Source organism: Paenibacillus sp. CB74 (assembly GCF_055687625.1).
This window is the reverse complement of the sequence record NZ_CM146009.1, coordinates 4976868-5000489: the sequence shown is the minus strand read 5'-3', so window position 1 is coordinate 5000489 and position 23622 is coordinate 4976868. Positions and strand designations below refer to the sequence as shown.

The following is a 23622-nucleotide window of genomic DNA, read 5'->3' as shown; positions in this document are numbered from 1 at the left end:
TGTATAACGCAATTTATATATAGCACAAATGGGGAAAAAACAATGAAAGCAACCATATACGATATAGCACGCGAGGCGGGGGTATCCATTGCAACCGTCTCGCAGGTCATTAATGGCAAAGGCAAGATCAGCGAGAAACGGCGCGCGGAGATTATGGAGATCATGGAACGCCTTCACTATCAACCCAGCGCAATCGCAGCTGCACTTACGGGCAAGCAGACGTATACATTGGGGCTGCTCGTACCGGACATCTCAAATCCGTATTTTGCAGAACTCGCCAGAGCGGTGGAGGATCGTAGCCGTCAATTGGGCTACAGCGTGGTCATCTGCAGTACGGATAATAAGGACGAGCGGGTAGAGCGTTACCTGAACCTGCTCCAGCAAAAAAGGGTCGATGGCATGATGATCGGAACCGGGATCGATAATGCCGAAATTTTATCTCCCCTCCTGCAACAATCGATACCTGTTGCTCTGATTGCCCGTCATATGCCATCCCTGTCCGTACATACGGTCACCATTGACGACATACTCGGCGGGGCACTCGCAGCGGAGCATCTGCTTGAACTTGGGCACACCCGTGTAGCGGTATTGTCGGAACCGTCCAAAGTCAGCAGCAGTCAGGAACGTGTACGCGGATTCCGTGAAGCATTGATTAAGGCAGGTTATACGTTGGAACCGACTCAGATCCGAGAATCCGCAGCTACCCTGAGTTCGGCCAAAAAAGAGGCGCTACTGCTGCTCCGTGAGGACGATCACCCAACAGGTTTGTTCTGTTGTAATGACATTCAGGCCATCGGTGCTCTTCAGGCAGCCAAAGAGCTGGGGCTACGTGTGCCAGAGGATGTGTCGATTATCGGGTTTGATAACACCATTCTAGCCTCGGTAACCAGTCCACCGCTTACGACTGTAGCCCAGCCAATTGAAGAACTGGGGCATCGCGCTGTAGACCTGTTGATAGAAGAGTTAAAGGATGAGCGTAAAGAACCGCAGAAGATTGTGCTGAAGCCTGAGCTGGTTATCAGAGACTCGGCAGGCCGCGTATTGCGCTGATAAAATTAGGTTGTTTCGATGTAACCTAACAAGGTGTCAGTCCAAGTTGATATGCGTATATCCCTGTGTGGAGATACGGGTATCGTTTGACCTCACATTCTGAACATGTACGGTAACAAAATAACAGATAAGCCGCGCTCGCCCTATGGGTGAACGCGGCTTATTGACGTACATTTTAAATTATTATTTTAGCTACTAGTGGTATTGAGAGAATAACATAGTATAACAAAACATTATCGATTGCATAGCAGCAGTAAATAAGAATAACTATGGAAGAGAAGAAGTATGATGATATACTGGAAAGTATCATTAATTACCATTTTATATATGTTTTGTGGTGTGTGGAGGGAGAGTTATGATTAAAAGAATTAAGATAATTATGGGTGTCGCTGCAATTATTGTTGTTGCAGCTATTGCGGCGCGTATGTATACCTCTGGTCAATATGCGATGTACATCCCCAGTAAACATACGACGTTTCGAGCTGAGGTGACAGATCATATGAGCATGCTGGATCGCTTGGATCGACTGACCATTAGAAAAGTTTCAAGTGCAGATCCGAATAATGATGAGGATGAAGTGACGATCACAGATCCCAACGAGATTAGGGATATGCTGAAGTTGTTAAAGGATGTTGAACTTAAAAAGGTTCGGGAATTGCACGTTTCCGAAAGGAATCCGCATTACTACGAGTGGCGAGTTACCATTAACAAAGAAGGTCGCTTTACCGATCGATTCGGACTGACCTTCTATAATGAACATTCCCTCTCAATCTACAGCGAGGCGAAAACAAGAGATAATCTGGAAGAATACGAGATTACTAATGAGTTTAGCCTGAATGAGATGGAACGCCTATTTGAAAAACTGAAGGAGGAGCAAACAAGACCGTGACCAACTATCATGTCCGTCCGATTGAGGAAGAAGATATCCCTTTTCTGTGGGAGATGTTATACGCATCCCTGCATACACGAGAAAATGATGAACCTCTCCCAATCGAAAGTGTTCATACACCTGAACTGTCCAAATACGTTGAAGAATGGGGAAGGGAAGGAGACTTCGGATATATTGCAGTTGACCAACATAACCGAAGATTAGGTTCAATAACATTACGATTCTATACGGATCAGAATGCGGGATACGGTTATGTGAATGCAGCTACGCCAGAGATGGGGATGGCTGTAACACAAGATGCACGTGGAAAAGGAGTAGGTACCTTACTGCTTCAGAGCGCATTAGATGAGGTGGAACGGAGGGGAATTGAAGCAATCTCCCTCAGTGTTGATCCCGATAACCAAGCGATTCGCTTGTATAGGCGGTCAGGGTTTGTGGAGAAAGGCCTCTGTGGTACATCGGTAACGATGGTACGAGTGAGTACTTCGAAATCTTAAAGGATAAGCGATCGTTCTATAAAGTAAGAAAACAAGGGTAAGCAAAGTATTCCTGCATAATAAAGGCGCTTCCTCATGGGAAACGCCCTTTTTTTACGTGAAGCACATACATATTACATATTTCTTTGAACTCACGTTGTAATACCTCAATTTATTTCAACAAAAATGCCAAAGCCTCGTCATACGTTTCCCATTGGAATTCCGTCTGATGCGCTGATTCCTTGGAAATTCGATTCAATTGCATTTTGGCGATCGCACCGCCTACAGCTACACTAGCCCGCTTCATACCCCAATCTAGCAGTAATTTCTGATGCTCCACAATTTTTTCTTTGGTATCCTGAGGAAATGCCTTCATCGTTCTCATGTCCACGAGCACATCAAACGAATTTCCCAATTGCGCCGCTATTCTCTGAATTTCTTTATTCGCTTGTTCGACATGTTCAGGAGTAACAATACCTTCCCAGATAATTTCAATAATAGGTTTAGTTGAATCCAAACGTCTAACAGACATGTAGGCAACTCCTCGATTATAAAATAATATGTAATATATGAGACTATAAGCCTATTAATTATACCCTTTTATAACGAGAATGAAAACTGAAATCATAATATAGTGGTTCTTATGGACTACTTTTTCCTAGCGAAGTTAAATTCAGGGATTGTTCTCATATCGTCATTGGCAGGAGATTGAATAGCTAAAAGCCATCCAGAGGATGAACTCCGGATGGCTTCAATAATTGTAACATGATAAAGTGAAAATCCTGCGTCAGTTAGAAGCCAATTTTCAAACTGTTACCTTCCGTTGCTACACCTTTGGATAGGGAAATGCTTAGCTTTTGTTCTGCCGAGAAACCGAGTGTCTCCCCATCATGCAGTGTGACGTCGTTTTCAACCACATACGTTGTGGTCATGAACATCATCTCAAATACATCGCTTAAGGCTTCAGACGATTGTATAATCTCCATCTCTTCTTTTCCAAAGTTACGTAGTCCGTAAGTATAAGCTGAAGCGCCTTCGGCATTTTGAAATAATCCGATGAAAATCCAGAGCGAGACGGGCAACTCATCATGTTTGATCCCACGGCTGGTTTCGACATACTGACTGGCTTCCACGACAAGGGGGGCCATGTATATTGCCAGCGCGTGATCCAACTGTAACAAGGCACTCGCTGTTTGAGTGAACAGAACATGTCCTTCAATTGCATTGGTTGCATTCAGGACCGATACAATAATCTGAGACTGGTGCCGTGAGGTAACTTGCTCCGCTTCTCGCCAAAGGATGTTTAGCCTGGCATTCTCCTCAACTTCACGATCTGGTACAGGCGCGGCAATATGAGCGCATACCACCTGCATTCCATTCACTTCGAAAAAAAGATTGCCCTCCTCCGGTCGTTCCTCAATCTCAATATTCCATTCGTTCTTCATATTTCTGATGAAGAGGTCAAAATCACAATCGTCACGCTCCAGCAGGACAAAACCCACGATGGTCTCACTGTAATTCGTGGATTCGACAGCACCACTTGCAGGCACCTTTTCCTTTTTGCGTCGCCGAAGCTTATCAAACAATCCCATGACATGTTCTCCTTCCGATCCCAGATTGATTCTGGTCATTGTACACTGCTATCTATTCACTACCTTACCATAACGGAGTTAAGATGAATCGCAGCAATGCACCTATCGACAGGAAATTACAGGAACAGGACCAGCAACAATGCAATGATCGCAGGCAATCCTTGTTTGATGATGATTGACCGTGAGGAAGTTGCTCCTCCATACAGAGCCGCGATAATCACACACGCCAGGAAGAAAACCTGAATATGCTGTCCAACGGCAGCATCCGGATATACGAGTCCCCAGATCAGACCTGCCGCAAGAAATCCATTGTAAAGGCCTTGATTAGCCGCGAGCGATTTGGTAGATTTGGCGAATTCCGGCGTGAGATTGAAGGTTTTCATTGTGCGTGGACGAGTCCACATGAACATCTCCATCACCATGATATAGAAGTGTTCGACAGCTACAAGAGCTACAAAAATGATGCTAATCAATGGAAACACCTTGCTTTCTATATGTAATTTATTTACTTGTCCATCCTAGTATAAATGTTTGCAACGAGAACGGAAAGAGTAAATTAATTTATAACAATTTAATTGTGTATTATTTAAAATGCGTATCATTTTCCAATTGAGTTATAATGTTAAAAATAAAGATTTGTACAAAGGTAAGCATACGCCGATTGTCGGCAATCCATTCACTGGGTAATAATGAAGAATAAAGAAAGTGATATTGCTGAGGAAAGGGAGGAGATTACTATGGGAACGGTTCAATTTGTCTTGCTGGCTGATGATCCATCCACATTTTTGACCCGAGTTGTCCCCTTTATCGATATTGAGCTTGCGGGAATTCCGGGTGACCGTCATTATGGTCTGCTTCGTCCAGCGGACTCACGTCAGAAAATCTACAAGCGCGGTACACCCATTGCGAATCGCCGCCAGATCAGTATTGTGTCCGAAGAAGAATGTGCTCTTATTGCAGAGAAAATGAACATTCCTGAAGTGCGTCCAGAGTGGCTGGGTGCCAACATACTGGTCCGTGGCATTGATCGATTGACGGAACTGCCTGCTGGAACGCGGCTTTTATTTCCGAACGGGACAGGATTAATATGTGAAGGGGAGAACCTCCCCTGTGTACATCCGGGGAAAATGATTGAACAATTCTACAAACAGGACGGTTTGCGTAAAAAATTCGTGCCTGCGGCTCGCAAAAAACGTGGGATTGTGTGCTCGGTTGAGCGGGAAGGTGTAATCCATACGGGGGACACCATAGAGGTCATTCGCCTGTCCTGATGTTCAGGACAGGTTCTATTTGATCAGGCCCCGGCGCTCACCATTCGGATGTCTAGAGTGGTAGTACTCCTCTGGTGTACTGCCAATAATAGATTTGAAATCTCGGATAAAATGGGATTGGTCATGATAGCCAAGGTCCTGGGATAGCTTAATCAGGTCACAGTGAAGACCGCGGTCCATCAATTCCGCAGCATTTTGCAGACGATACAACTTAATTACGGTTTTGGGTCCGATGCCCACATACTGATTGAACAGGCGTTGAAGCTTTCGGGTATGCATATTCCAATAGGAAGAGAGATCATTTACTCTCAGCATCTCCCGGTTCTGTTCAATCTGTTGCACAATATCGTTAACCATTCTTGCTTGAGCATCTTCAGCAGGAAGGTGTGTACATAATAGCTGGTCAATGTAACTGGTTTTATCCGCATCATCCCCCGCCCCAAGAAGCCGGTCTTCCAAGGATTCCGCTGTGACGTCAAGAATATTGGATACATTCATCGGCTGTCCGTACAAGGATGAGACAGGAACCCGGAGGAAGGGATAAAAGCCTCCTGGCTTGAATTTCACGCCAAATACACGACCTTTCCCACTCACAAGATAGGAGAATTTACGTCCCGATGGACCGAAGAAAAACGTATGGTTCCGTTCCACAACCAGATTGACACAGGGGTTAGGCACGACATGTTGGGGATATGGTTCAAGTCCCGTCAGATCCCACGATACGATCCAGTAATGTTTAACAAAAGGGCGAAGTGCTTCGGAAGGAGCATGGCGTGTCAGTTGATATTTATGGTCACCTTCATTCAGGTTAAGCAGGCCCATACTTGGTCTGTCTCCTTGCTCTACCTCTTTCATTTGAGTCATCCCTTCTACTCATCTCATATTATCTAGGTTCTTTGAACAATAATGCCCGTACAGCAAAACGGGGTAAAATGAGTTGCCTGCGCCATCTTGAAGGTTGACTGAGAAGGCGATAGAGCCATTCCAGGTTAAGCTTCTGCCATATCGTAGGGGCACGTTTGGTTTTGCCAGCGAGGATATCGAGACTGCCTCCAACACCTATGGCTACACGAGCTTTCAATTGATGGCGATACTTGTTAATCCAGTGTTCTGCATGGGGGGCGCCAAGAGCAACGATAAGAAAGTCTGGTTGAGCAGTACGAATCTCTTCCACAATCTGTTGTTCCTCATCTGCCTGGAAAAAACCATGGTGTCTGCCTTTTACGACAACTCCCGGATAACGCTGAGCAATGACTTTCACGGCCTGTTCACTTACGCTTTCCTCTGCTCCTAGCATATAGAATGACCAGCGTTTTTGATCGCCTTCCTCCAATAAACGAAACAGCAGATCACAACCGGTTACCCGTTCAGTCAATTGTCCGCCCCGCAAACGGGATACCATCACAATGCCAGCACCGTCAGCTGTAACCAACCCGGCTTGATCGACGACTTGGCGAAGATAGGCATTTTTCTGACAGGACATCACAATCTCGGGATTGCCTGTTATTTCATTCCAGTTTAGTATATCTGATCTTCTGGAAAAGGACTATATATGGACGAAACCCGTTTTAGTAATGATATAAAAATTCCATGAGTGATAAATATCTTTATCGATATGACCTGTTGTCGCGTTTTTACAATACGGCCTTTGGGGTATAACGGTAGGATAGGAGTGCGAGGTGGGTAGATCGCGTGTCCAATACTTAAAGGGAGTGAGTCCATGGAACTGAAATATGAATTCTATATCAATGCAGGACTTGAAGATGTGTGGAATGCTCTAATATCACCAGACGGCACACGGAACAGCTTTTTCGGTAGTGAACTTCGCACTAATTTCCAACCAGGTCAGCCATTTGCTTATGTAGGGCCGGGTAATGATGGTGCGGAGACTGTACATGTGTACGGAGATATCTTGGAATTTGAACCACTGTCCAGACTTAGTTATCAAGAGCATCCTGGACCGTCGTACCATGCCAATCATGCCGAGCTTCAATCCAGGGTGGTCTTCCAGTTGGAGACTGTGGGGGAGTGTACGAAGCTGACACTGATTAATGATCAATTTACAGATAACCATCCTTCCTTTGCGAATGCACAGAGCAGCTGGTGGATGATTCTAAGCAGCATCAAAACATGGGTGGAAACGGGGAAAACATTGAATTTTGGCTGGTAGCTGGTATGAGACATCATGTGAGATTAATTATCATAAAAAAATAAAAGCAATCTAATATAAGAACCGGTGCTGATTCAGCATTGGTTCTTGTTTTTTTATACAAATTTAAGACTATTGCTCTACATTTAATGTCTGATAATGTCGAAATATATATCATATGACCTAAGAGGAGAAATGAACATGTTTCGTAAACGTACTGAATCTACCAAACCAATTCGTATAGATGCACATCAAAAGTTACTGGAGTATAGTCGTAAACTCGTAGCAAATGCAGAAAAGGGCGATTATAACGCATGGATTGAAGATGGCATTGAATTTCCGGAAAATGATGAAATAGCTAGTAACATCAAAAAAGCAGTACATATGATGAAAGCACAAAACGAAGCCGTGGAAATGCGTCTTAGAATGCTGAATCAGGCAATGAATGTAGGATTATGGGAATCTGACATTGTTGCAGGTGATCCGCTGGATAACAATAATGTCGTGGCATTTTCGAATGAATTCCGCCAAATGTTAGGATTCAATAATTCCAAGGATTTCCCTGATGCATTTGCAAGCTGGGCCAAATCGATATATCCGGATGACAGAACCCAACTGGTGCAGGAGATTATGGAGCATGTAAATGACACAAGAGCAACAACTGCCTATAATGTCATCAGCCGTATGATTACAAAAAGTGGAGAAGTTCGCTGGTTCCGGTGCCTTGGACAAGTCATCCGAAATCAGGCTGGGGTTCCAGTCAAACTTCTGGGCATTATGTTTGACATTCATGAGGAGAAGAGCAAGTCTGATGAGCTGGAAGCACTCGTCACCCGATATGATCTTGTTAACCGCGCCTTGGTGGAGGCACCGTGGGATATGACCGTTGTGGCTGGAGATGTGGTGAATCCGAATAATGAATTTTGGTGGTCACCCCAGTTCCGTAGAGAATTAGGATTTAAAGACGAGCAGGATTTCCCGAATGTGTTCAGCAGCTGGAGCAGCAGACTTCATCCGGAAGACCATGATCGGACGATCAACGAATTCGCCAGACATATGAACGATTACAGTGGTCGTACACCGTACGATCTGGATTATCGTTTGCAGCGCAAGGACGGGGAGTACCGATGGTATCACGCAGGTGGGGAGACCATTAGGGATCAGGATGGAGTACCGCTCCGTGTAGCCGGAACCATTCGAGATGTAACCCATGAGAAGAATAAGGAACAGATCGTGGAAGCCATGAATCTGAAAACTAAACAATTATCCGAATCCATTGGCGAGATGGTACGTGGAATCAACTCAATCACCGATCAGGCACAGGATCTGGTTACTGCACAGGAGTTATCTGCCGATGCAGCCATTCAAGTGAAAAGCAGTGCAGATGATACGAAGAATATCACGGTGTTTATACGAGAGATTGCCAGTCAGACCAATCTCTTGGGATTGAATGCAGCGATTGAAGCTGCACGTGCGGGAGAGCTGGGACTGGGATTTGGCGTCGTTGCGGGGGAAGTCCGGAAACTGGCTGATCACAGTTCTGAGGCCACAGTCAATATCGAAGACAGCATGCAGAAGATGAAAACACTGATTGATCAGATTCTTGAGCATATCGGTAATATGTCTACGTTAACGCAAAATCAGGCTGCCCTGACACAGCAGGTGAATGCTTCGATGGATGAGATCAACACCATGTCACAGGATCTGGTTGATTACTCGCGGAATCTATAATTTCGAGGTCAGTTGTTGCCACTTCACGATCATTGCACACACATCATCTAACAAAAAATCCACCGGGATGCATTTCTGCCCTGGTGGATTTTTTGCATATCTTTATATAGCTAAGATGTATAGCTTCAGTTTCAGTTAGTGAATTAGACTTGTTGAACTTTGATCAGGTTTGTATTACCGGATTGACCGATTGGAACACCAGCGGACAATACAATGATGTCGCCTTTTTCGATGTAACCTGTTTTGATTGCGTTACGTGTAGCGGACTCGAACATTTCATCCGTAGTGGTTACTTTGTCGCCCATAACCGGAATGACACCGGAGAGCAGACAGATTTTCGCCAGTACTTCTTCATGTTGTGTAACTGCGATGATTGGCGCCTTTGGACGATATTTGGAGATCATACGTGCTGTGAATCCACTCTCAGTCGAAGTGATGATTGCTTTTGCATTCAGTACGAGGGAAGAACTTACTGCGCCCTGACTGATAACTTCAGTAATATCAGCGATCTGTTGAGCCGATTTTTGTGCGAATTGCTCTTTGTAATCGATCATTGTTTCAGCACGGCGTGCAACTGCAGCCATCGTGCGCACGGATTGTACCGGATATTTACCAGCAGCCGATTCACCGGACAACATCACAACGTCAGCACCTTGAAGTACAGCGTTAGCTACGTCACTTACCTCGGAACGAGTAGGGCGTGGGTTCACTTGCATGGACTCCAGCATGTGAGTAGCTACGATAACTGGTTTACCCGCACGGTTACATTTGTCGATCATTTCTTTTTGCATCATTGGCACATCTTCGATCGGTACTTCAACCCCGAGGTCTCCACGAGCAACCATGATACCGTCAGATGCTTCAATAATATCGTCCAGGTTCGTCATACCTTCCTGGTTTTCGATTTTGGAGATGATCTGTACGTGCTCTACACCGCGTTCTTTCAAAATGCTGCGGATTTCACGGATGTCGTCGCCTTTACGAACAAAGGATGCTGCGATAATTTCAATATCGTTTTCAATCCCAAATCCGATGTGCATAACGTCACGCTCGGTTACACCTGGCAATGTCGTTTTGATTCCTGGCAAGTTAACTCCTTTGCGTGGTTTGAGAATGCCGCCACTGATGATTTTACAATGGATATCGGATCCTTCCACAGACAGTACAGTAAGATCTACGAGACCATCATCGATGAGGATACGATCGCCAGGTTTCACAACGAGGTTCAGTTCTGGATAGTTTACCGAGATACGCTCAGCGTCACCGAGAATTTCTTCGGTAGTCAGGATCAGCTCTTTACCTGCTTGCAGATGGCAAGATGCTTCTTTCAGTTTGCCAATACGAACTTCAGGCCCTTTGATGTCCATCATGATCGGTACATAGGTGTTCAGTTCGGAAGCTGCTTTGCGGATATTGTTAATCCGTGTAACGTGATCTTCCAGTTCGCCATGAGCCATGTTCAGACGAGCAACAGTCATACCTTCCTGAATCATTACTTTCAGCAATTCGATTGAGTCACAAGCAGGTCCCATGGTACAAATAATTTTTGTTTTTAACATGCTAATTTCCTCCTCATATTTAAGCTTATATGTGTATTGTAGCGTTTTCTGTCGAATCAGGGTATGAACTATAGTACAATGATTAGAGTATAGTCCGATAATGAGGTGTGTTATGTTCACTCCACTTGAAGTACGACATATTAACGGTGTTGGTTGGTACGAAGAAGCTGTGCAATCTCAACAAACCTGGCGACTTAGCTTGGTTACTTATGGAAAATGTGTATATTGGGTGAACGGTGATAAACAGATTATGGAAAAGGGGGAATTGCTCCTCATTCCAGGTGGTGTCCCATATTACGGCAAGAGTATTCCAACAGTAACGCACACACAGATTGTAATTCAATTGCAACGAAATCATACAGAAACATTGCCTGCGCTCGAACGGTATGAGGCTTTGCGCCATAAACCTGGATGTTACGAACTGATCCATCAACGCATGAGCGCAATTTATCAACAATGGCAGGAACGTCCGTCTTATTATGTCATGATGAGTCAAGCCTTATTGATGGAAGTGTTGATTTATATAAACAGGGAGTTAGATCGGGGAGTTATTCCCCCGGAGAGGCATAATCATGTTGAACGGATGAAGCGGTACATTGAGCGGCATTATCGGGAGAAAGTGACAAAGGAAGAACTCGGGGACGAGATCAACAAGACTCCCAATTATGCTGCTGCATTATTCAAAAGCATGACGAATCAGACCATCAGTCAGTATGTCCATGATCAACGGATGAAACGAGCCATATATCTGCTCACGGAGTCACAACTCTCCATTCAGGAAATTGCTGAATTTCTCGGCTACCGGGACCTGTCTTATTTTTACCGCATATTTAAGCGTATAACGGGAAGTCCACCATCCGATCTGCTCCATGAACGGCCACCTATAGTATGAAACGCGTAGCACAACCCTAATAAGTTCTTCTATATAATTAGGTTTAATTAAATGAGTACAAAAAAAAGAGGGCTCAGGCCCTCTTTTGCTGTATAACAGGATTATCATCCCACCTGCTACATATATAGAAGCTGTTAAACATGACTGCTTGAATTAGATGCTGTGAGTGATTGCTTGCCCTTTTTTCGTGCCTGCACAAGACGAAGAGCAAAGACATGTACAGTCCAATACGCGGCCTCCGCAAACAAAATGCCTCCGGCGATGTCCAGCAAGGAATGCTGCTTTACAAACACCGTTGAAGCAATAATCAACCACAGCCACACTGACCAAGAGATGCGTGCCAAAGGTTTGAAGTTCAAGTGTCTGTTAATCATAATAAACAGCAAGTAGCTGGTCAGAACGTGAACACTTGGGAAACAATTGAAAGGTGCATCGTTGGTATAGATAAACTGTACTAACACGCTGCTTAGATCGGTTCCGCCGATCACCGGGCGTGGGACATGAGTGGGGAACACCGCAAAACAGACATTGGCAGCCATCACCCCAATATTATAGGTAATTAACGTGCGCCAGAATAGCGACTTGTTTGTCAGACCCAGATAGAGAAATCCGAGATACAGAATGGGCATCCAACTAATGTATGGATAAATAAATTCTTTGATAAAAGGAATCTGTGTGTCAATCCAAGCATAATTGTAGAATACATCACTACCCGTGTTGCTACCTAAAAAAACGTAAATTGAGCCTTGGAGCGGTATGCACAGAATAGCCAGTAAATGCCCCCAGCGCTGAAAGAATGCTCTCATAGTATCCCCCTGATTTCATTATGCATTGTGAAACTATCGGTTAATGGATGCTTCATAGATATATGACGTTGAAGAGTCGCCGCACCCCTGCAGCTTTAAACTCTTGTAATACTATAATGGACAGATGAAGGTATAAGCCATACCTGATTTTAGGGGAAATGCAGTCAGGATAAGTCTCTTTTTTGTTACTTTTATATTTTTATCCATGATAGGAATATTCATTGTGCTCGTGATATGTTACAACTACATTGGCATATATGTTCATATAAAGACGAAAAAAAGCAAATGAAATGAGGTAGGCAAATGTATGGTTAACCCGCAATCCGAGCCAAAACATTCCTTTTCTGAGCGAAAACCTGTGCTCACCGTCGTGATTATTGAGCTACTTCTCCTGTTAGCCGTATTTGCTGCAGGGGCCATTGCCACGATAAAACAACTCGACTACACTTCTCCCGTGCTGATTTCCTTTACACCTATCGCAATTGTGCTGATCATCTATCTGACGTTAAGACGCAAGTGGGGAGAGACCGGATTTCGATCTTTGAGAAGTATCCCAGCTGGGCACGCAAAGTATTATATTCCACTACTCCTTGTACTGGGTACAATTTCTCTGAAAGGATTTGGAGAGCTTAGCTTGTCACGGGTGGTCTTTTTTATCTATTTTACCTTGCTCGTGGCCTTTGTTGAAGAAACGATCTATCGGGGGCTTATTTTCAAAACATTGCTTCGAAAAAGTGCAGTGGCCGCAGTCGTCACCTCCAGCATCTTGTTTTCAATTACACATTTGCTGAATGCATTGTCTGGTCAAAATATGACGGATACGATCATGCAATTGGTCTATGCGCTGCTTCTGGGAGCTGCACTGGCATTATTAATGCTGAAGAACGGAAATATCGTACCGCTTATTTTGTTTCATTTCATACATAATCTGATTCAATTCCTCGGGAATGACCTGGAGGACACAGGAACACTTCCCTATGATCTGTTTATACTTGCAGTACTGATTGCATATTGTGCCTGGTTAGTATGGAGCAATCGAACCCATTCGACGATTCCTTCCAATACAAGTGAGCAGGACAATACGGTTGTTCACTAAAGGTATTGCTTGGAAGTAGTATCCTAACGTTTCCCGTCAGCAGTGAGATCATGGTATACTTCAGTCTGGCGGGAAGACAGTTATGTTCGTGATACGAGGTCTGCCTATCCGTACATTAGATTCAAACAGTAGGTGATATAGTGGAGAAGACAGCACAAGGCGTAGCAGAATGGATGGTACAGGAGATTAAATTCACAGGAACACTTCATCAGGAAGCTGCCATAGAATATGTGAAGACCCATTTTGGCGAAGAGTTTGTTTTTGTGAACGAGAACGGCAATGCATCCTTGTCCAAGGAAGTGAAGAAGGTCTTCCGTAAGCTTCATCGTGGGCAGATCGCCTGGGATCGGGATGCATTTATGTGGGCATGGACCTAATGTGTTAAACTGTAATGATATGATTCATTGAATGTGTTGGATATGCATGTCAGAATATTATATAAAAAATGTATAAGATGGATTAGATCTGCATATCCTTTCATAAGACCGTACACAAGTGACCAGTCACATAAGCGTGATAAACCCTGTTGCCACGCGAGTTAATAACATGTATTTCCAAAGCTGTTTGAAAAGAAAATACAAAGATTTGCTTTTTGGCTGAAATGGAGTTATAATAAAAACAAGTTGTAGAGAGTGGAAAACCTAATTCATATATTGTAAAGGGCGATCACTTATAGGTTTATGACTGGTACCTTTTTCAATGTGTGAATTTTTATTTGCTTGCTGCAAAGAACAAAGGAACATGTTAATCTTTATTTGGAGGTGTAATTCACATGCAAAACGGAACAGTAAAATGGTTCAACGCTGATAAAGGCTTCGGTTTCATCGAAGTTGAAGGCGGAGAAGATGTATTCGTACACTTCAGCGCTATTACAGGCGAAGGCTTCAAAACGCTGGACGAAGGTCAACGCGTGCAATTTAAAATTGTACAAGGAAACCGTGGTCCTCAAGCAGAAGAAGTTGTAAAACTGTAATTAAAGCATAGCTGCCTTTAACATGTTATAATGGTAAAGGCAGCTTCTTTTTTTTGATTAGTTATATAAAAGTCGACCCAATAGTTGTCGAGGCAGAAGTTCGGTGGTACGTAAAACTTCCGCTAAGTGTAGGCTTCTGTGAAATAACGTCGGTTAGATGTTTTTCCATAACAAAGGGGGTAGAAGTCATGTATAATCGCAAAAAACCGTTGGAAGAGATTCCACAAGCTGATGCGGCAATCTGGGAATGTACGAGTGATACGTGCAAAGGATGGATGCGGGACAATTTTGCGTTTGATAACGTACCTACTTGTCCGATATGTGCTTCTGAGATGGTCAGCACGACTAGGATGCTACCATTGCTTGAGAATTCGAATAGTAATCTAAAAACGATGCCTAAAGGAAATCGGATTTAACATAGCTTACCCGCCTCTAACGAGGTGTTTTTTTTTAAGATCAAACAGACACCCTCTGCGAAGGTAAGGGTATTAAATATGAAGTTCCCGGCATTCGTTTTAGCGAATGCCTTTTTTTGTCTCTTCATTTACAGAAAGTATACTGTAATTGACGTGTATCGTATGAAAAAGATAAAGACCCTTTTTGCTATAAGCAAAAAGGGTCTTTGTTATGCTACAAATTTACCATGATCAGATTTGAGTTTAGATGAACAGGAATGGCAGCAGGAAAAGTGTTGCTACCAGAGCCAGTTCGATCCCTGCTCCATAGCCATAACCCCGACCGTATCCATATGGACCGTATGCCGAGGATTTAACTTTCTTTGATGCAACAGCGTTTTTCTTGCTGCCTTTTACCAACTGCTGTTTGGACTTGACTGAACATAGCCGTGGTCCCTCGAAACATCCGTTCAAATAAACTTTGCCATCACGACATTGGCTGAGTGTACCATACATATGCTTACCGTCTTTCATAACAAGACAAACGGAACGTCCAACGTGCGGAGAAACCGTTTCTTCACATACCCGATTAATTCTGTACATGCAAATCCTCCTCATTAGATGCGGTTGCCGCTTGAATTCAACGGTTTGTATATCATAGTAGAGCGAAGAGGAATTGGTATGGACGAGTACCCGGAAAATCGAATAGGGAGGAGCCGTTTTTAAGTCTGTTCCATACACTGGGAGAAGTGAGGAGGGGATGTTGCGTGGATTATCATGACATGCTGGCTCGTTTAGGGGAAGGGAGTGCCCATCCTGGAGGATTTTTGGCAACACTGAAGTTGCTTGATAGCTTATCTCTGCCATTGGGTAGTCATATTCTTGAGATAGGATGTGGCACTGGGAGGACTGCGTGTTACCTGGCTAAAAGTGGATATCAAGTAACAGCCATTGATCTTCATCGCAATATGTTGGATAAGGCAGTTCGGCGAGCAAGACGAGAGCGAGTGGATGTTCGATTTATTCAGGCTGATGTAACATCGTTGCCTTTCCCGGAAAACCATTTTGATATGGTATTTGTGGAGTCGGTTACGATCTTTACCCCATGGCGGAGTGCACTTAATGAGTATAGAAGAGTGTTGAAGCCCGTTGGACTTTTGGTAGATCGGGAGATGGTTCTATCTGGCCAGAAGACCGAATTGATGTTTCGCAGACTAAAGCAATTTTACGGTATACGAACCTTGGTAACGGCGACAACATGGAGAAAACGCCTAAAACAGTGTGGCTTCACTAAGGTAGAGGTCAAAGAACATTCACGTTCTATGGGAAAATGGGGCGTAGATCATGATCCACATCGTGAGATCGATATGAATTGGTTCGAGGATGAACAAATGCAGCGAATGAGCCAGACCAATGATCGGTTGCTCGCGAAATACGGCAAAAAGTTGGGGTATGCCGTTTTTCAGGCCAGAGCACCGTTGGAGATCGAAAAGGAAAAATAGGAAAAAGGCAACTCCACATTAGTTGTGGGTTGCCTTTGGTTTGTTACAGACAGAACGTACTACAGCATATCATTATCGATAATGCGCCAGTGGTGTTTGAGCAGGGCTTCCAGTTGGTTCTTATCTTTGGCTCGAAAAGCACTTAAAATTTGTCGGTGCTCTTCATTAACTTCGAGCAGTACCTCAGATAGCTTTGGTTTATTATCACTAACATACGACTGCCGGATGAAGCTGTTCTTCAATGTGTTTAACATCTCGATGACCGTGGCGTTACCACATCGCTGAATGTACAGGTTATGAAACTGATATTGGTTCTTGTTGTAGGCAGCAAGATCGAGCTGGCTGATATCTTCATCCATTCGGACAACGAGAGTTTCCATTTCCAAAAGTTCAGAGGGTCTGAGATGGTCTGCTGCAAGTGTGGCAGCAAGTGCCTCCAGCACACCAATCGCTTGGGAAAACTCCAGTTTTTTGCCTGCATCAAAAGGAGTGACAATAAATCCCCTGCGTGGGATGTATTGCAGCAGATTGTCTGAAGCCAGCTGGAAGAGGGCCTCCCGAGTAGGTGTCCGACTGATGTCCAGCTTTTTGCATATTTCAGCCTCGTTGATCTTCTGGTTGGGAAGCAGTGTTCCGTCCTGAATCTTCTGGGCAATGTAATCGTATACGTGATCTTTCAAGGACCGGTATTTGGGTACCTCCATACCGAATCCTCCTTTCTATGTAAAGTTAATAATTAGATGGGTGTGAGGCCGTGCTGGGTGCGCCGTTCAGGAGTTTCAAGTTTTAATCATCTTAACACCGAGGGGGAAGTTGGGCAAGCAAACTTCATATTTCAGAGGATGTAAGTGCCGTGTTATATATAGCGCATTTTATGGAATTAGAGCGTATAAATGTTTAAATAATGATTGTGATAACTTAGAATGTTTGTTAGTATTACTTACATATAAGTCCATATATTGTCTTATGTATATTGTATACAAATTGATCTTTATGCTACTAATTCCAAAAATGAATAGGGGTATGACTTGTGAAAAAAGTACTATTGCCATTGATGCTGCTGTTACTGGTTGTAATCATGTCCGCATGTGGTCAGGAAAAAACGACAGGGAACGGATCAGATGCTACATCGTCTTCTGGAAGTAGTTCTGCGGAAAAAAAAGTAATTGTACTTGGGACCAGTGCGGACTATGCACCCTATGAGTTTCATAAGAACATTGATGGTAAAGATACTATCGTAGGTTTTGACATCGAGATTGCCAAGGCAATTGCGGCTGATCTCGGGGCTGAGTTGAAGATTGAGGATATGGACTTTGATGGCCTTCTTATGGCCCTGGGTACAGATAAGGTTGATTTTGTAATATCGGGTTTGACCCCTACCGAAGAACGAAAGAAAAATGTTGATTTTACGGATATCTACTATTACGCAGAGCAGGCTGTACTTGTTAGAGAAGGAGACGATGCGGCATTAAAGTCAGTGGATGATCTATCGGGTAAGCAGGTTGGTGTACAGAAGAGTTCCATTCAGGAAGGGATTGCTCAGGAAATAGAAGGAGCAAAGCTAACATCTCTGGCCAAAATACCTGAACTGATCTTGGAGCTGCAGACGGGGCGGGTAGATGCGCTCATTTTGGAGAAACCGGTAGCTGAACAGTATGTGAAGAACCAGGAGGGGCTTATTGTTGCGGGTGTGGAGATTGAACAGGCAGAAGATGAGGGTGGTTCGGCCATCGCGGTGAAGAAGGGTAATCAGAAGCTGCTGAATCAGATCAACACTACATTGGAAAAGCTCAAAACGAATGGAGATATTGAACGTTTCGTCATCGAAGCTAATGAGATGCTGGGTGAATAAACCGGACGAGTGAGGGATATGCCGTGAATTTAGATTTTTCATTTCTATTAGATCATTGGCAGGATTATGCACGAAGCGCGTGGGTTACGCTTGAGCTTTCCTTTTTCGGTGTTCTGTTTGGGACGTTGCTTGGTGTGATCATGGCTTTAATGCGATTATCCCGAATATGGCCAATTAAATTGGTGGCTTCGGCGTATATTGAACTCATTCGAGGCACGCCGATGCTGGTACAGATTCTTATTATCCATTATGGTCTGACAGTTGTAGGTGTGAACCTGCCGGCATTTATGTCGGGGGTGGTAGCTCTGACGATGAATAGTTCGGCTTATATGGCGGAGGTATTCAGGGCCGGGATTCAAGCGATTGATAAAGGGCAGACAGAGGCTTCGCGCTCCCTTGGCATGACTCATGGTATGACACTTCGCTATATTATACTTCCACAGGCCTTTCGTAACATGCTTCCAGCTATCGGTAATGAATTCATTATTATCATTAAAGATTCTTCGCTTGTCTCCATGATCGGCATAGCTGAAATTATATACACAGCCAGAACGATTCAGGGTGTTACGTTCCAGCCGCTTGCTCCGCTGCTTGTTGCCGCTGGCCTCTACTTTATAATCACATTTACACTGGCCAACTTGCTCTCTTGGTTGGAACGTAGACTGTCTGCTTCCCGATAACTATTGATGGAGGATTCGGTTCGAAGAAAGGCTGGGAGTAGGCTACTGTGGAAATAGTGGGATATAGTCGTAAATGGTGGTGGTATCGCATACATTGATATTGTATTTTGTATACAATATTTTGGAAAGGTGTTGGGTATGTATGTCAGATTCCAAAATGTTAATAGATTGGTCGGAGCGTTATGCTGCACCTAATTATTATCCACTCCCTATTGTGATTGAACAGGCGGAAGGGGTATGGGTGGAAGACCCAGAAGGCCGCCGTTATATGGATATGTTAAGTGCATACTCTGCATTAAATCATGGTCACAGACACCCTGTAATCATACAGGCGCTCAAGGATCAGGCGGATCGGGTTACGCTGACATCACGGGCATTCCACAGCAGCTCAGCTTCTCTATTTTATCAGAAACTCTCACAATTCACGGGGAAATCCAAGATTCTCGCCATGAATACAGGAGCGGAAGCGGTGGAGACTGCGGTAAAGGCGGTACGTAGATGGGCTTATCGTTGCAAAGGTGTACCGGAGAATCAAGCCGAAATTATCGTATGCTCTGGTAACTTTCATGGAAGAACTCTGACGGTTACGTCATTTTCTTCTTCAGTGGAGTATAAAAAAGATTTTGGACCGTTCACACCTGGATTCCGGATTATTCCCTATGGAGATATTGAGGCGCTGAAAAAGGCCATTACGCCCAATACGGCTGGTTTTCTTGTAGAGCCTATTCAGGGCGAAGCTGGAATCGTTATCCCGCCTGATGGATATTTGGCTGAAGCCTTTGCTCTGTGTAAGAACCAGAAGGTGTTGACTGTGGCTGATGAGATCCAGACCGGATTTGGAAGAACGGGTCGCCGTTTTGCCTCCGACTGGGAAGGGGTTGAGCCGGACATCTGGATTATGGGCAAAGCGCTGGGGGGAGGGGTCATGCCAATCTCGGCTATCGCTGCTGATGCGAAGATACTGGATTTGTTTGAGCCGGGCTCTCATGGCTCTACGTTTGGAGGGAACCCACTCGCCTGCGCCGTGGCTATTGCGGCTCTGAATGTTCTTGAAGGTGAGAAGCTTGCGGAGCGATCGGAGCGTCTGGGGAACTATTTTATGAAAAAGCTTCGTGATATTCGCAGTTCGGCCATCCGGGACATCCGGGGTAAGGGTTTATTTATTGGTGTTGAACTGTATGAATCAGCACGACCTTATTGTGAGCGATTGATGTCTGCGGGTCTACTGTGTAAAGAAACCCATGAAACAACCATTCGTTTTGCTCCACCGCTGACAATTGAAGAGTCCGAGATTAATTGGGCGCTGGAGAGAATTGAGCAGGTTCTGATCGATAATGAAGGAGCTGACCTACATGAAAAATGATGATGATGTCTATGGTGGGATAAAAGATACCTCTATTGTTGCGGATAATACGGATCAGAAAACTGCGCGGCGTAATGTAACCATCATTAAGGTTCCTTTTGGACTCGGGGGAGCAAGAGGCGGCGCGGAGTTGGGGCCGGATGAGTTGATTACAGCTGGACTGAAGAGGGAGATCACGAGTCTTGGGCTAGTTCTTTCCAAAGAAGTACGAGTAGATTGTCCTTCCGAACCGGCTGCCCCTACTGAGCGGAATCGTGTAAAACACTTGAATGAGGTACGTCAGGTTAGTGAGAAGGTGTGTCATGAAGTATCGACTGCGGTAGAAGAGGGGGTCTTTCCCCTTATACTTGGAGGAGATCATAGTGTGGCGATTGGCACTTTGGCCGGATTAACAGCCCACTATTCCAATTTGGGTGTGATCTGGTTTGATGCACATGCAGACTTGAATACGGAAGAACGCAGCTTGTCCGGTAATATGCATGGGATGAGTGTGGCTGCTTCCTTAGGGCATACTGCATACAATCTGTCGCACATTGTTGGAGCAGGCGCGTTTATTGATCCGTCCAAATTGGTCTATATTGGTCTACGTGATCTGGATGAGTATGAGAAAGAGCAGATTAAAGGATTGGGAATCCAAGCATTTACGATGCATGATATTGACCGTATGGGAATACAACAGGTTATTGAACAAGCGATAGCTACAGTGGGGAAAGAGACAGATGGTATTCATGTCAGCTTTGACATGGATTGTCTGGACCCGCGGGAAGCTCCGGGTGTAGGCACCCCAGTACCGGGTGGCTTGAATTACCGAGAGACACATTACGCATTGGAGATACTTGCTTCCACCAATCAAGTTACGTCGATGGAGCTGGTTGAGGTGAATCCGTTGTTTGACCACAATAGACATACGGCAAGACTTGGTGTGGAACTAATCGCTTCTCTGCTGGGTAAGCGCATATTATAGGTACTAAGAAGCGAAGCGGAGTGTGTAAGCAGTGCCTAAGAAATGAGTTTCTTATTTATATAGAAGGAAAAGAAAGCTGGGATCTCCGAAAACCAGGGCTATCCACAATCAATTGTTCACTGCATCGCAGTGGAAGTGGCTTCCCTGGTTACGTTGAGTGGGTAATTATATAAGAAGCTGCCTAATGAGGATGCTTAGAATCATTTCTATAGTTCGGGAGCACTTCAGATTACACATTGTGTCGATGGGGTAGGTGATTATCAATTTTCAAAAAAAGCTTGCAATGTAAAACTGTACATGATATATTCTAATTCCGGCCAAGAAAACACGAGATACACGGTGCGGCAAGCGAATGAAATGAGCTTCGAAAGAAACTTAAAAAAAGAGCTTGCAAAGTTGGTTCGGACATGATATTATATAAGAGTTGCTGAAGAGAAAGATAATTGGTAACAAAACAAGTTTGATCTTTGAAAACTGAACAACGAGTGAGTAAACATTCTGCTTGCAGAATGAACGCGAAAGTTTGAGACAAGCCTTGGCTTGGATCGACTGGAGCACAAATGAGATGTTTAATCTCGTCAGATTCAAAATGAGCTTATCGCTCTTTTCAATACTTTATTGGAGAGTTTGATCCTGGCTCAGGACGAACGCTGGCGGCATGCCTAATACATGCAAGTCGAGCGGAGTTGATAAGAAGCTTGCTTCTTTGAGACTTAGCGGCGGACGGGTGAGTAACACGTAGGCAACCTGCCCTCAAGTTTGGGACAACTACCGGAAACGGTAGCTAATACCGAATAGTTGTTTCCTTCGCCTGAAGGAAACTGGAAAGACGGAGCAATCTGTCACTTGGGGATGGGCCTGCGGCGCATTAGCTAGTTGGTGGGGTAACGGCTCACCAAGGCGACGATGCGTAGCCGACCTGAGAGGGTGATCGGCCACACTGGGACTGAGACACGGCCCAGACTCCTACGGGAGGCAGCAGTAGGGAATCTTCCGCAATGGGCGAAAGCCTGACGGAGCAATGCCGCGTGAGTGATGAAGGTTTTCGGATCGTAAAGCTCTGTTGCCAGGGAAGAACGCTTGGGAGAGTAACTGCTCTCAAGGTGACGGTACCTGAGAAGAAAGCCCCGGCTAACTACGTGCCAGCAGCCGCGGTAATACGTAGGGGGCAAGCGTTGTCCGGAATTATTGGGCGTAAAGCGCGCGCAGGCGGTCATTTAAGTCTGGTGTTTAATCCCGGGGCTCAACCCCGGATCGCACTGGAAACTGGGTGACTTGAGTGCAGAAGAGGAGAGTGGAATTCCACGTGTAGCGGTGAAATGCGTAGATATGTGGAGGAACACCAGTGGCGAAGGCGACTCTCTGGGCTGTAACTGACGCTGAGGCGCGAAAGCGTGGGGAGCAAACAGGATTAGATACCCTGGTAGTCCACGCCGTAAACGATGAGTGCTAGGTGTTAGGGGTTTCGATACCCTTGGTGCCGAAGTTAACACATTAAGCACTCCGCCTGGGGAGTACGGTCGCAAGACTGAAACTCAAAGGAATTGACGGGGACCCGCACAAGCAGTGGAGTATGTGGTTTAATTCGAAGCAACGCGAAGAACCTTACCAGGTCTTGACATCCCTCTGATCGATGCAGAGATGTATCTTTCCTTCGGGACAGAGGAGACAGGTGGTGCATGGTTGTCGTCAGCTCGTGTCGTGAGATGTTGGGTTAAGTCCCGCAACGAGCGCAACCCTTGATCTTAGTTGCCAGCATTTCGGATGGGCACTCTAAGGTGACTGCCGGTGACAAACCGGAGGAAGGTGGGGATGACGTCAAATCATCATGCCCCTTATGACCTGGGCTACACACGTACTACAATGGCCGGTACAACGGGCTGTGAAGCCGCGAGGTGGAACGAATCCTAAAAAGCCGGTCTCAGTTCGGATTGCAGGCTGCAACTCGCCTGCATGAAGTCGGAATTGCTAGTAATCGCGGATCAGCATGCCGCGGTGAATACGTTCCCGGGTCTTGTACACACCGCCCGTCACACCACGAGAGTTTATAACACCCGAAGTCGGTGGGGTAACCGCAAGGAGCCAGCCGCCGAAGGTGGGATAGATGATTGGGGTGAAGTCGTAACAAGGTAGCCGTATCGGAAGGTGCGGCTGGATCACCTCCTTTCTATGGAGAATCGTTTCCTGCGTGGAAACATTCAAATACAAGTCTTCAGGAAGCATGCTTCCGAAGCGAGCTTTACTTCGTAAAGCTTTTAACTCACTCGTTGCTCAGTTTTGAGAGCTCAAACTCTCAAACAGCTTGCTTTTGCATGGAGCTTGTTCTTTGAAAACTAGATATCGAAACGAAAGTAAATGCGAATTAGAACATTCCTTTTTAGC

Annotated in this window: 25 protein-coding genes and 1 rRNA gene; 17 read left to right on the top strand and 9 right to left on the bottom strand. The window is 44.9% G+C overall.

Annotated elements, in window-relative coordinates; all coding sequences use genetic code 11:
* Positions 1 to 42 precede the first annotated feature (42 nt).
* The 3 genes from ACX9NY_RS22110 (at position 43) to ACX9NY_RS22100 (ending at position 2436) form a co-directional block, all read left to right on the top strand.
* Entirely contained in the window at positions 43 to 1050 is a 1008-nt protein-coding gene (locus tag ACX9NY_RS22110; protein ID WP_472475090.1) for a LacI family DNA-binding transcriptional regulator, read from the top strand.
* A gap of 355 nt (positions 1051 to 1405) precedes the next feature.
* Positions 1406 to 1939, top strand: a complete 534-nt coding sequence (locus tag ACX9NY_RS22105; protein ID WP_339239132.1) for a hypothetical protein — start codon at positions 1406 to 1408, stop codon at positions 1937 to 1939.
* Complete coding sequence (locus ACX9NY_RS22100; protein WP_339239133.1) at positions 1936 to 2436, top strand: GNAT family N-acetyltransferase; 501 nt, start codon at positions 1936 to 1938, stop codon at positions 2434 to 2436. The genes ACX9NY_RS22105 and ACX9NY_RS22100 overlap by 4 nt, the downstream gene beginning before the upstream one ends.
* 151 nt (positions 2437 to 2587) lie before the next feature.
* On the opposite strand, the gene ACX9NY_RS22095 is transcribed toward ACX9NY_RS22100, so the two are convergent.
* From ACX9NY_RS22095 to ACX9NY_RS22085, 3 genes are all read right to left on the bottom strand, one after another.
* Positions 2588 to 2947 (bottom strand): hypothetical protein, encoded by a 360-nt coding sequence (locus tag ACX9NY_RS22095; RefSeq protein ID WP_339239134.1) that lies wholly within the window; start codon positions 2945 to 2947, stop codon positions 2588 to 2590.
* A gap of 259 nt (positions 2948 to 3206) precedes the next feature.
* Positions 3207 to 4007 carry a DUF4261 domain-containing protein gene (locus ACX9NY_RS22090; RefSeq protein WP_339239135.1) on the bottom strand — a complete coding sequence of 267 codons (801 nt, stop codon included), beginning with the start codon at positions 4005 to 4007 and terminating at the stop codon, positions 3207 to 3209.
* Between the two features lie 116 nt (positions 4008 to 4123).
* Entirely contained in the window at positions 4124 to 4489 is a 366-nt protein-coding gene (locus ACX9NY_RS22085; protein ID WP_472475086.1) for a DUF1304 domain-containing protein, read from the bottom strand.
* Between the two features lie 255 nt (positions 4490 to 4744).
* Here ACX9NY_RS22085 and ACX9NY_RS22080 point away from each other — a divergent pair, with 255 nt between their 5' ends.
* Positions 4745 to 5278, top strand: a complete 534-nt coding sequence (locus tag ACX9NY_RS22080) for an MOSC domain-containing protein (RefSeq protein ID WP_339239136.1) — start codon at positions 4745 to 4747, stop codon at positions 5276 to 5278.
* 15 nt (positions 5279 to 5293) lie between these two features.
* On the opposite strand, the gene ACX9NY_RS22075 is transcribed toward ACX9NY_RS22080, so the two are convergent.
* Complete coding sequence (locus ACX9NY_RS22075) at positions 5294 to 6142, bottom strand: AraC family transcriptional regulator (protein ID WP_472475084.1); 849 nt, start codon at positions 6140 to 6142, stop codon at positions 5294 to 5296.
* Between the two features lie 19 nt (positions 6143 to 6161).
* Entirely contained in the window at positions 6162 to 6761 is a 600-nt protein-coding gene (locus ACX9NY_RS22070) for a WecB/TagA/CpsF family glycosyltransferase (protein ID WP_472475082.1), read from the bottom strand.
* A gap of 237 nt (positions 6762 to 6998) precedes the next feature.
* Between ACX9NY_RS22070 and ACX9NY_RS22065 the strand changes: the two genes are divergently transcribed.
* Positions 6999 to 7448, top strand: coding sequence for an SRPBCC family protein (locus tag ACX9NY_RS22065; RefSeq protein WP_253429235.1), 450 nt, complete (start codon positions 6999 to 7001; stop codon positions 7446 to 7448).
* A 180-nt stretch (positions 7449 to 7628) separates the two neighbouring features.
* Complete coding sequence (locus ACX9NY_RS22060; protein ID WP_339239140.1) at positions 7629 to 9158, top strand: methyl-accepting chemotaxis protein; 1530 nt, start codon at positions 7629 to 7631, stop codon at positions 9156 to 9158.
* Positions 9159 to 9301: 143 nt separating this feature from the next.
* Here the strand turns inward: ACX9NY_RS22060 and pyk are convergent, their stop codons facing one another.
* Positions 9302 to 10717, bottom strand: coding sequence for a pyruvate kinase (pyk, locus tag ACX9NY_RS22055; protein WP_339239141.1), 1416 nt, complete (start codon positions 10715 to 10717; stop codon positions 9302 to 9304).
* Between the two features lie 112 nt (positions 10718 to 10829).
* Between pyk and ACX9NY_RS22050 the strand changes: the two genes are divergently transcribed.
* Positions 10830 to 11609, top strand: coding sequence for a helix-turn-helix transcriptional regulator (locus tag ACX9NY_RS22050; RefSeq protein ID WP_472475078.1), 780 nt, complete (start codon positions 10830 to 10832; stop codon positions 11607 to 11609).
* A gap of 134 nt (positions 11610 to 11743) precedes the next feature.
* Here ACX9NY_RS22050 and ACX9NY_RS22045 read toward each other — a convergent pair whose 3' ends face one another.
* Complete coding sequence (locus ACX9NY_RS22045) at positions 11744 to 12415, bottom strand: phosphatase PAP2 family protein (protein ID WP_472475076.1); 672 nt, start codon at positions 12413 to 12415, stop codon at positions 11744 to 11746.
* Positions 12416 to 12722: 307 nt separating this feature from the next.
* On the opposite strand from ACX9NY_RS22045, the gene ACX9NY_RS22040 reads away from it, so the two are divergent.
* From ACX9NY_RS22040 to ACX9NY_RS22025, 4 genes are all read left to right on the top strand, one after another.
* Positions 12723 to 13511 (top strand): CPBP family intramembrane glutamic endopeptidase, encoded by a 789-nt coding sequence (locus ACX9NY_RS22040; RefSeq protein ID WP_339258394.1) that lies wholly within the window; start codon positions 12723 to 12725, stop codon positions 13509 to 13511.
* A 140-nt stretch (positions 13512 to 13651) separates the two neighbouring features.
* Positions 13652 to 13888, top strand: a complete 237-nt coding sequence (locus ACX9NY_RS22035) for a DUF6953 family protein (protein WP_472475074.1) — start codon at positions 13652 to 13654, stop codon at positions 13886 to 13888.
* Between the two features lie 395 nt (positions 13889 to 14283).
* A complete protein-coding gene (locus tag ACX9NY_RS22030; RefSeq protein WP_024633772.1) occupies positions 14284 to 14484 on the top strand; it encodes a cold-shock protein in 201 nt (66 codons plus the stop codon).
* 188 nt (positions 14485 to 14672) lie between these two features.
* The gene (locus ACX9NY_RS22025) at positions 14673 to 14900 is read left to right on the top strand and encodes a cold-shock protein (protein ID WP_017691121.1); all 228 of its coding nucleotides are present in this window, start codon (positions 14673 to 14675) and stop codon (positions 14898 to 14900) included.
* Positions 14901 to 15143: 243 nt separating this feature from the next.
* Here ACX9NY_RS22025 and ACX9NY_RS22020 read toward each other — a convergent pair whose 3' ends face one another.
* On the bottom strand, positions 15144 to 15482 hold the full coding sequence (locus ACX9NY_RS22020; protein WP_339239146.1) for a hypothetical protein: 339 nt from the start codon (positions 15480 to 15482) through the stop codon (positions 15144 to 15146).
* Between the two features lie 164 nt (positions 15483 to 15646).
* Between ACX9NY_RS22020 and ACX9NY_RS22015 the strand changes: the two genes are divergently transcribed.
* Entirely contained in the window at positions 15647 to 16381 is a 735-nt protein-coding gene (locus tag ACX9NY_RS22015; RefSeq protein ID WP_342571623.1) for a class I SAM-dependent methyltransferase, read from the top strand.
* Positions 16382 to 16440: 59 nt separating this feature from the next.
* Here the strand turns inward: ACX9NY_RS22015 and ACX9NY_RS22010 are convergent, their stop codons facing one another.
* On the bottom strand, positions 16441 to 17085 hold the full coding sequence (locus tag ACX9NY_RS22010) for a GntR family transcriptional regulator (RefSeq protein ID WP_036671927.1): 645 nt from the start codon (positions 17083 to 17085) through the stop codon (positions 16441 to 16443).
* A 326-nt stretch (positions 17086 to 17411) separates the two neighbouring features.
* Here ACX9NY_RS22010 and ACX9NY_RS22005 point away from each other — a divergent pair, with 326 nt between their 5' ends.
* From ACX9NY_RS22005 to ACX9NY_RS21985, 5 genes are all read left to right on the top strand, one after another.
* Positions 17412 to 18233 (top strand): transporter substrate-binding domain-containing protein, encoded by an 822-nt coding sequence (locus ACX9NY_RS22005; RefSeq protein WP_339239149.1) that lies wholly within the window; start codon positions 17412 to 17414, stop codon positions 18231 to 18233.
* A gap of 23 nt (positions 18234 to 18256) precedes the next feature.
* Complete coding sequence (locus ACX9NY_RS22000) at positions 18257 to 18913, top strand: amino acid ABC transporter permease (RefSeq protein WP_339239150.1); 657 nt, start codon at positions 18257 to 18259, stop codon at positions 18911 to 18913.
* A 142-nt stretch (positions 18914 to 19055) separates the two neighbouring features.
* Entirely contained in the window at positions 19056 to 20276 is a 1221-nt protein-coding gene (locus ACX9NY_RS21995; RefSeq protein ID WP_472475069.1) for an ornithine--oxo-acid transaminase, read from the top strand.
* Positions 20266 to 21240, top strand: a complete 975-nt coding sequence (rocF, locus tag ACX9NY_RS21990) for an arginase (protein ID WP_472475067.1) — start codon at positions 20266 to 20268, stop codon at positions 21238 to 21240. Before ACX9NY_RS21995 ends, rocF begins: the two co-directional genes overlap by 11 nt.
* 615 nt (positions 21241 to 21855) lie before the next feature.
* A 16S ribosomal RNA gene (locus ACX9NY_RS21985) occupies positions 21856 to 23407 on the top strand.
* Positions 23408 to 23622: the final 215 nt, after the last annotated feature.